Source organism: Albidovulum sp. (assembly GCF_008933605.1).
Lineage (GTDB): Bacteria > Pseudomonadota > Alphaproteobacteria > Rhodobacterales > Rhodobacteraceae > Albidovulum.
Genome location: NZ_WBUS01000021.1, coordinates 23,889 through 32,925, shown reverse-complemented (window position 1 = coordinate 32,925; position 9,037 = coordinate 23,889). Strand labels below are relative to the sequence as shown.

At 69.2% G+C, this 9,037-nt stretch carries 6 protein-coding genes; 5 read left to right on the top strand and 1 reads right to left on the bottom strand.

Annotated elements, in window-relative coordinates:
- From F9K34_RS05000 to F9K34_RS04985, 4 genes are all read left to right on the top strand, one after another.
- A partial coding sequence (locus tag F9K34_RS05000; protein WP_291335807.1) for a phosphotransferase family protein occupies nt 1–584 on the top strand: 584 nt, incomplete at its 5' end.
- Nucleotides 581–3,031: a GcvT family protein gene (locus tag F9K34_RS04995; RefSeq protein WP_291335806.1), complete on the top strand. Its 2,451-nt coding sequence runs from the start codon at nt 581–583 to the stop codon at nt 3,029–3,031. The genes F9K34_RS05000 and F9K34_RS04995, both read left to right, overlap by 4 nt.
- Complete coding sequence (locus F9K34_RS04990; protein ID WP_291335805.1) at nt 3,028–5,436, top strand: GcvT family protein; 2,409 nt, start codon at nt 3,028–3,030, stop codon at nt 5,434–5,436. Before F9K34_RS04995 ends, F9K34_RS04990 begins: the two co-directional genes overlap by 4 nt.
- A complete protein-coding gene (locus tag F9K34_RS04985; RefSeq protein WP_291335804.1) occupies nt 5,433–6,332 on the top strand; it encodes a choline/ethanolamine kinase family protein in 900 nt (299 codons plus the stop codon). The genes F9K34_RS04990 and F9K34_RS04985 overlap by 4 nt, the downstream gene beginning before the upstream one ends.
- Nucleotides 6,333–6,334: 2 nt before the next feature.
- Here F9K34_RS04985 and F9K34_RS04980 read toward each other — a convergent pair whose 3' ends face one another.
- A complete protein-coding gene (locus F9K34_RS04980; protein ID WP_291335803.1) occupies nt 6,335–7,999 on the bottom strand; it encodes a Na/Pi cotransporter family protein in 1,665 nt (554 codons plus the stop codon).
- Between the two features lie 133 nt (nt 8,000–8,132).
- Here F9K34_RS04980 and F9K34_RS04975 point away from each other — a divergent pair, with 133 nt between their 5' ends.
- Nucleotides 8,133–9,035, top strand: coding sequence for a LysR family transcriptional regulator (locus F9K34_RS04975; protein ID WP_291335802.1), 903 nt, complete (start codon nt 8,133–8,135; stop codon nt 9,033–9,035).
- Nucleotides 9,036–9,037 lie beyond the last annotated feature (2 nt).

The window sequence follows — 9,037 nt, the reverse complement described above, 5'->3', positions numbered from 1 at the left end:
GGGTGGGCCGGTTCCTGCGCGATTTCCACGGCCGGATGCCGGGCGAGGTTTCGGGACCGGGCGTAATCTTCTGGGTCTTCCACGTGATCCGCGACTATGCCCGCACCCTGGCCGCACGCCGGAGCCGCTTCGCGTCCGACCTGCCCCGGCTCGTCGGGATCGCGGCGGCGATGGAGGCCGCGCAGGTGCCGCTGCCGATCGTCTACGGCCACCATGATCTGCTGCCCGCGAATTTCCTCGAGGACGCTGCGGGCCGGCTCTGGCTCATCGACTACGAATATGCGGGCTTCGGCACGGCGATGTTCGACCTTGCGGGCGCGGCGTCGAATGCGGGTATGGACGCAGGCGAGGCCGGGGCGCTGCTTGCGGCCTATTTCGGCCATGACCCGGACGCGGCGACGCTCCGAGCCTTCGATGCCATGCAATGCGCGAGCCTCGCGCGCGAGGCAATGTGGGCGATGGTGTCGGAGATCTTCCTCGCCGCGCCGGGGGCCGACTACGACGCCCATGCCCGCGACTTTCTCGGCCGGCTCGACGCCGCGCTCGACCGTTACCAGACCTCACACGGAAAGATCATGCCATGACGCTGCCCACCCATGCCCGGATCGTCGTCATCGGCGGCGGCATCATCGGTTGCTCCACCGCCTACCACCTCGCCCGCGACCACAAGGCGGAGGTCGTCCTTCTCGAGCAGGGGAAGCTCACCTCGGGCTCCACCTGGCACGCGGCGGGGCTGGTCGGGCAGCTCAGAAGCTCCGCCTCCATCACCCGGGTGCTGAAATACTCGGTCGAGCTCTACAAGGATCTGGCGGCCGAAACGGGGCTCGAGACCGGCTGGAAGATGACCGGCTGCCTGAGGCTCGCCACGAACGCCGACCGCTGGACGGAATACAAGCGGCTGGCGACGACCGCCCGTAGCTTCGGGATGGAGATGCATCTGGTCTCGCCGGGCGAGGTCAAGCGGATGTGGCCGCTGATGGAGGTTTCCGACCTCGTCGGTGCAAGCTGGCTGCCGACCGACGGGCAGGCCTCGCCCTCGGACATCACCCAGTCGCTTGCCAAGGGCGCGCGGATGCACGGGGCGCGGATTTTCGAGGGTGTCCGGGTGACGGGTTTCGCGATGGCGGGCGATCGGATCACCGGCGTGAAGACCACGGAAGGCGAGATCACCTGCGAGACCGTGGTGAACTGCGCCGGGCAATGGGCGCGGCAGGTGGGCGCCATGGCGGGGATCACCGTGCCGCTGCAACCCGTCAAGCACCAGTACATCGTCACCGAGCGGATCGACGGGCTGGCGGCCGACGCGCCGACGCTGCGCGACCCGGACCGGCGGACCTATTTCAAGGAGGAGGTTGGCGGTCTCGTGATGGGCGGCTACGAGCCCAATCCGCAGCCCTGGAGGCTGGAGGAGACGGGGGGCAACGTCCCCGACGACTGGGAATTCCGGCTCTTCGACGACGATTTCGACCATTTCGAGCAGCATATGGATCAGGCCATCGCGCGGGTTCCGGCGCTGGAAAAGGTGGGCGTCAAGCAGATGATCAACGGGCCGGAAAGTTTCACCCCGGACGGGAATTTCATCCTGGGCAGCGCGCCCGAATGCGCCAACATGTATGTGGGCGCGGGCTTCAACGCCTTCGGCATCGCGAGCGGGGGCGGCGCGGGCTGGGTGCTGGCCGACTGGGTGATGCACGGCGAGGCGCCGCTTGACCTCTGGACGGTGGACATCCGCCGCTTCGCGGGCATGCACCGCGACCGCACCTGGGTCTGCGACCGCACGCTCGAGGCTTACGGCAAGCACTACACGGTGGGTTTCCCGCACGAGGAATACGAAAGCGGGCGGCCGCGCATCGTCTCGCCGCTTTACGAGCGTCTCAAGGGCCACCGCGCCGTCTTCGGATCGAAGCTCGGGTGGGAGCGGCCGAACTGGTTCGCGCCCGAGCGGATGGAGGCGCGCGACGTCTATTCGATGGGCCGGCAGAACTGGTTCGGCCCGGTGGGCGCGGAACATGCCCATGTGCGCGAGGCGGTGGGCATCTTCGACCAGTCCTCCTTCGCCAAGTATGAGGTGACGGGGAAGGACGCGGCGGCGGCGCTCGACCACGTCTGCGCGGGCGACGTGACGAAGGCGCCGGGGCGGCTGACCTATACCCAGCTTCTGAACACGCGCGGCGGCATCGAATGCGACCTGACGGTGGCGCGGCTCTCCGAGGACCGCTTCTACATCGTCACCGGGACCGGGTTCCGCACCCATGACCTTGCCTGGATCGCCGAACACCTGCCCGCGGGCGACGTGGCGATCCGCGACATCACCGAGGATTGGGGCACGCTCTCGCTGATGGGGCCGAAGTCGCGGGAGGTGCTGGCGCGGGTGACGGCGGCCGATGTGTCGAACGCCGCCTTCCCCTTTGGCCATGTGCGCGAGATCGCGATTGCCGGCGCCACGGTAAGGGCGCTCAGGGTGACCTATGTGGGTGAGCTTGGCTGGGAACTGCATGTGCCGATCGCCGCGACCGGCGCGGTCTTCGACGCGCTGATGGTGGCGGGGGCGGTCGAGGGAATCCGCCCGGTGGGCTACCGGGCGCTTGAAAGCCTGCGGCTGGAGAAGGGCTATCGCGCCTGGTCCTCCGACATCACGCCCAACGACACGCCCTTCGAGGCCGGCCTCGGCTGGGCGGTAAAGCTGAAGACCAACCGGCCGTTCATCGGCCGGGAGGCGCTTCAGGCGCAGGCGGGCGGACCCCTGACGAAGCGGCTCGCCGGGTTCACCATCGCCGATCCGGAGGCCGTGCTGGTGGGGCGCGAGACGATCCTGCGGAACGGCGAGCCGGTCGGATACCTCACCTCGGGCGGCTTCGGCTACACCGTCGGGAAGGGCATCGGCTACGGCTATGTCCGCAACCCCGGTGGTGTCAGCGACGACCACCTCGCCTCGGGCACCTATGAACTGGTGGTTGCCAACGAACAATTCCCCGCCCGGATCGCGCTCGCCCCGCTCTATGATCCCGAGAACCTGAGGGTCAAGGCATGAAGGCCGACCGTCACGCGAGGATCGTCATCATCGGCGCGGGGGCGATCGGCTGCGCCATCGCCTATCACCTCGCGCGGCAGGGTGAGCGCGACGTTCTCGTCCTCGAAAAGGCGCAGGTCACGCATGGGTCCGCCTGGCACGCGGCGGGTCTTGTCGGGCAGTTGCGCGGCAAGCGGGCGCTGACGCGGCTGATGCAGAACTCGGTCGCGGTCTTCGACCGGCTTGCCGGGGAAAGCGGCATGGCGACGGACTGGAAGAAGGTGGGATCGCTTCGCCTCGCCGCGTCGGACGCGCGCTGGAGCGAGATCCGCCGGTCTGTCCAACTGGCGAAGAGCTTCGGCTTCGAGGCCCACCTCGTCTCGCCCGACGAGGCGCACCGGATGTTCCCGCACATCGACAGGAAGGGTGTGGTCGGCGCCGCCTGGATCCCGACCGACGGCTATATCGACCCCTATGCGGTCACGATGGCCTTTGCCGCCTGCGCCCGGAAGGGCGGCGTGAGGATCGAGGAGGGCGTGACCGTCACCGCCATCCCCGTGGAGGGGCGCCGGGCGCTGGGCGTCGTCACCGATCACGGCACGGTTTCGGCCGATATCGTCGTGAACGCTGCGGGCTACTGGGCACGGCGTGTCGGCGCGATGGCCGGGGTGCCGGTCGCGGCGGGCGTGGTGGAACACCAGTATTTCGTCACCGAGAAGGGGCTCGATGTTCCCGACACCCTGACGACGCTGCGCGACCCCGACCACAATTTCTACCTCAAGCCCGACGTCGGCGGGGCCTGGGCGATCGGCGGATGGGAGGAGGGGACGCGCGCGCTCTGGAACCAGTGGCCGCCGTTCGACTTCGCGCGGGAGTTGTTCCCGGCCAACATGGAACGGCTGGAGCTTTTCGCCGTGCCGGCCGCGGAACGCCTGCCGATCCTGAACGAGATCGGCATCCGGACCGTGATCAACGGCCCGATCCCGGTCTCGGCCGATGGCGAGCCGATCATGGGTCTCGCGCCGGAACTGGACAACTTCTACCTCGCCTGCGGCTTCACCGCCGGCATCGCCGCCTCGGGCGGGGCGGGGGAGGCGATGGCGAACTGGATCGTCAACGGCGACCCGGGGCTCGACCTCTGGCCGTTCGATGCGCGCCGCTTCGGGGCGCCGCATGCACGAGCCTCCTGGCTCGCCGCCCGGGCGGTGGAGGCCTATGCCTCCTACTACAAGGTCCACTGGCCGGGCGAGGAACATCATGCGGGGCGCGGCCTGCGCCGGTCGCCGCTTTACGAACCGCTGAAGGCCGCAGGCGCGGTCTTCGGCGCGCGCTTCGGCTGGGAACGGGCGAACTGGTTCACCGCCTCGGACCCCGCGGCGACCGACAGCCCGAGCTTCGAGGGGAAACCCGGCTGGCACGGCGCGGTGGCCGCCGAGGTGCGCGCGATCCGCGAGGGCGTGGCGCTGATCGACCAGACCTCCTTCTCGAAGTTCGAGCTTTCGGGCCCCGGCGCCCAGGCCGCGCTGAACCGGATCGCGGCGGCCGATGTCTCGGGCGCGCCGGGCCGGGCGATCTACACCCAGCTCCTGAACGAAAGGGGCGGGATCGAGGCCGACGTGACCATCCTTCACCGGGGCGAGGAGGACTTCCTGATCGTCACCGGATCGGGCTTCGGCGTGCGCGACGGCGCTTGGATCACCCGGGCGTTGCCGGAAGGGCTCAGGCTGCGGGACGTGACGAATACGCTTTCGGTCCTGAACATCTGCGGGCCGAAGGCGCGCGATGTGCTCGCCTCGGTCTCCGACGCAGGCCTTTCGAACCGGGCCTTCCCGTTCCTGGCCGCGCGCGAGATCGTCGTCGGCCATGCCCCGGTCCTTGCCGTGCGCGTGGGCTATGTCGGCGAACTGGGGTGGGAGCTCTACATTCCGACCGAATACGCGGGCCACGTCTACGACAGGCTCAAGGCGGCAGGGGCGCCGCACGGCATCCGCGACGCGGGTTACCGGGCCATCGAGAGCTGCCGGCTGGAGAAGGGCTATCTCTACTGGTCCGCCGACATCACGCCCGAGACGACGCCCTTCGAGGCGGGCCTCGGCTTTGCCGTGGCGATGGGCAAGGGCGACTTCACCGGCCGCGCGGCGCTGGCCGCCCTGGGCGCGCCGAAACGGCGGCTCGTGACGCTCACGGTTGACGGTTTTGCGCCCTTCCTGTCGGGCGAGACGGTGCTTCACGGCGGGCAGCCCGTCGCCTCGCTGACGAGCGCCGGCTACGGCCACCACCTCGGCAAGACCATCGGCTTTGCCTATGTTCCGGCCGCGATCGCGGCCGGGCAGGGCTTCACGATCGAGGCCTTCGGCAAACCCTATGCCGCGACTCGGGGGCCGCGGTGCCTTTATGACGCGAAGATGGAAAGGCTGAAGGCATGAGCGACCTCGACCTCGCCCGCGACGCGCTTGCCGCCATCCCGGGCCTGAAGGGGGCGGGGCTGCCGGAGCGGCTCGGCGGGCTCACCAACTTGGTCTTCAGGGCGGGGGACTACTGCCTGAGGATTCCGGGCAAGGGCACCGAGGAGTTCATCGACCGCGCCAACGAGGCCGTGGCCGCACGGGAGGCCGCGAAGGCCGGCGTCAGTCCCGAGGTGATCCATGTGGACCCGGCAACAGGCGTGATGGTGACGCGCTTCGTCCACGGCGCGGTGACCATGAGCCCGCAGAACTTCCGCACGCGAGAGGGCGCCCCCGGACGGGCCGGCGCGGCCTTCCGCAAGCTGCACGGGTCGGGCGCGGTCTTTCCCTTCCGCTTCGAGCTTTTTGCGATGATCGACGACTATCTCGGCATTCTCGGCACCAAGGACGTGGCCCTGCCCGAGGGCTATCACGACGTGGTGCGCGAGGCGGGCGCGGTCAGGGCGGCGCTTGCGGCCCGGCCGCTGCCGCTGGCGCCCTGCCACTGCGACCCGCTGTGCGAGAACTTCCTCGATACCGGCGAGGCCATGTGGATCGTCGACTGGGAATATTCCGGCATGAACGACCCGATGTGGGATCTGGGCGACCTCTCGGTCGAGGGCGGATTCGACGAAGACCAGGACGAGGAGATGCTGCGCGCCTATTTCGGCGCCGCGCCCACCGCCCGCGACCGCGGGCGGATGGTGATCTACAAGGCGATGTGCGATCTGCTCTGGACGCTCTGGGGCCTCATCCAGCTGGCCAACGGCAATCCGGCCGACGACTTCCGCGCCTATGCCGACGGCCGGTTCTCTCGCTGCAAGGCACTCATGTCGTCGCCCGCCTTCGCCCGCCACCTCGCCGCCGTCGCGGGCTGATCTCAGGCGCCGGACCGGGCGAGACGGCTTGCCAGCAGATCGCCCGTCTCGGCGAGGATCGGATAGGCGATCATCGTCACCGCGGAATTGACCTGCTTCAGGGCCCGCAGCGTTTCTTGGTGGACGTTCGAGGTCTCGATGCTTTCGCTCAAGCCCATCTTCAGCCGGTCGAGGTGCGACCGCTGCAGCGCCTGCTCCAGGTCGCGGACGCGGTCCTTTTCCTCGACCAGCGCACGCGCTGCGTCGGGGTTGAGCGTCATCAGCACGTTGAGCCCGGCCTGCGTGTTGGCCAGAACCCGGTCGTGGAAATCGCGTATCTCGCTCCAGCCGGTTTCAGAAAAGGCGGTTCCGTTGCGGTCGAGCCGCTGCGCGAGGCTCAGCATCGTGTCGGCGATGGCGTTGCCCGCGCTTTCGAGGTTGACCGCCATGTCGGCCAGTTCCAGCGCGCGGTTCGTGACATCCTCGTCGTTCAGGTTGCGCTGCAACTTCGCCAGGTAAAGCTTTATGTTGATGTGCATTCCGTCGACTTCGGACTCCTTGGCGCGGATCGCGTCGGCCACCGTCTCGCTCCAGGTCTCATAGAGCCCGATGACCGAGCGCAGCATCGCCTCCACTGCCTCGCCCATCTGCAGGACCTCGCGCGCGGCACAGGCGAGCGCGCGGCCGGGCTGGTCGAGTGCGGCATCGTCCAGCGCGCTCGTCCGCCCGAGGCTTGCCACCTCGCCCGGCTCGCGCACCCAGTGCGACACGATGGCGAGGAGGGGGCCGATCACCGGGAGCGCGAGGATCGCAAGCGCGGCGTTGAAGGCGAGGTGCGTGTTGATCACGCGCTGGGCCGGGGTGCCGCCCAAGAGATCGAGCGGCGGCGCGAAGGCGGACAGCGCGAAAAGCACCGCCACCGCGCCGCCGCCGCGCACCACGAGGTTGGAGATCACGACCCTGCGGGCTTCGGTGCCCGCGCGCGAGGTGAGCATCCAGGCGGTGATCGTGCCGCCGAGGTTGGCGCCGAGGACCATCGCGATGCCCGCCGAGACCGGCAGGATGCCGTCGGCCGCGAGCGTCACGAAGAGAAGCACCGCCGCCACCGACGACAGAACCGCCCAGGCGAAGGCCGCGCCAATGACGAAGGCGGTGAGCGGATCGCCGCCGAGATAGGACATGACGGCGACCACCGCGCGGCTGCCCGACAGGGGTTCCGTCGCCGTCCGGATCATCGAGAGCGAGACGAACACGAGCGCGAGCCCGATCAACACCCGGCCGGCCATGCGCCAGTCGCGCGCCTGTGCCCTGAGAAACAGCGCCACGCCCGCCACAAGCAGCACCGGAACGAGCCAGTCTGCCCGGGTCAGGAGGATGCGCGCGACGATCGCCGACCCGAGGTCCGCGCCCAGCAGGATGGCGACCCCGGCGGTCACGGCAAGCGTTCCCGCCCCGACGAAATTCGTCGTGAGGATGGCGACGGCGGTGGAGCTTTGCAGGCCTACCGCCGCGGCAAGGCCCGTCAGGGCCGACAGGATGCGGCTTTCCCCGCCCCGGCGAAGGAGCCGCCTGAGCGGCACCGACCAGCCGCGCTCCACCCCGGTACGGACAAGTCGCACCGACCAGATCAGAAGCGCCGCCGCGCCGGCGACATGGAGGACAAAGAGGAGCGGTGAGGTTTCGGTCAAGGGTTCGTCCTGTTCTGGGTCTGAGTCGCGCTGTCATGAAACTGTCACAAAACCTTTACAATCCGCCAGCCCATCCGGCGCCGGTCACGCAACGGTCATTGACCGCGCCGCCACCGGCGCCGCAGATGGTGGCATGGCCTTCACCTTACGCCAGCTTCAATTCTTCGTCGCGGTCGCCGAGGCGGGCAGCGTCTCGGGTGCGGCGCGGGCGCTGTCGATCTCGCAATCCTCGGTGACGGAGGCGATCCAGTCGCTGGAGGCCGACCTCGGCGTGACGCTCTTCGACCGGCGCGCGCGCGGGCTCGACCTCACCCACAAGGGCTCGCTCTTCCTGCGCCATGCGACGCAGATACTCGGCGATGTCTCGAACGCGCGGATGGCGTTTCAAGAGGACGCCGGCCAGATGGCGGGCCGGCTGTCCCTCGGCGTCACCTCGCTGGTGGCGGGCTACGTCCTGTCCGACATCCTGTCGCGCTTCCGGCGCGCCTGGCCGCAGGTGGAACTGTCGGCGATCGAGGACAACGGCGACTACCTCCAGCACCTCCTGATCGGGGGCGAGCTGGACGTGGCGGTGATGCTGACCTCGTCGATCCGCGACCGGGCGGCGATGCATGTGGAATCGCTCCTCGTCTCGCCCTACCGGCTCTGGCTGCCGCTCGGCCATCCGCTGACGGATGCCGAGGCGATCGCGCTCGACCAGCTTGCGAACGAGCCGCTGATCCTGCTCACGGTGGACGAGATCGAGGAAAGCACCCGCCGGCTCATGGCCGCGATGTCGGTCCGGCCCGACATCGCCTTCCGGACGCGGTCGGTGGAGGCGGTGCGGAGCCTCGTCGCCACCGGGGCGGGCGTGGCGCTCCTGCCGTCGCTGGTCTACCGACCCTGGTCGCTCGAGGGCGACCGGATCGAGATCCGCGACGTCTCGGGCGACCTGCCGTCGGTGCAGGTCGGGCTCTGCTGGCGCAAGGGCGCGCCGCTCTCGCCCGTCGCGCGCGCCTTCATCCGGGCGGCCCAGGGCGCAGTTCCCGAGCGGTAATG

Excerpts from the sequence above, each read along its gene's own strand:
- F9K34_RS04990 (WP_291335805.1), top strand. The coding sequence starts at position 3,028 with ATGAAGGCCGACCGTCACGCGAGGATCGTCATCATCGGCGCGGGGGCG.
- F9K34_RS04995 (WP_291335806.1), top strand. The coding sequence starts at position 581 with ATGACGCTGCCCACCCATGCCCGGATCGTCGTCATCGGCGGCGGCATC.
- F9K34_RS04975 (WP_291335802.1), top strand. The coding sequence starts at position 8,133 with ATGGCCTTCACCTTACGCCAGCTTCAATTCTTCGTCGCGGTCGCCGAG.
- F9K34_RS04985 (WP_291335804.1), top strand. The coding sequence starts at position 5,433 with ATGAGCGACCTCGACCTCGCCCGCGACGCGCTTGCCGCCATCCCGGGC.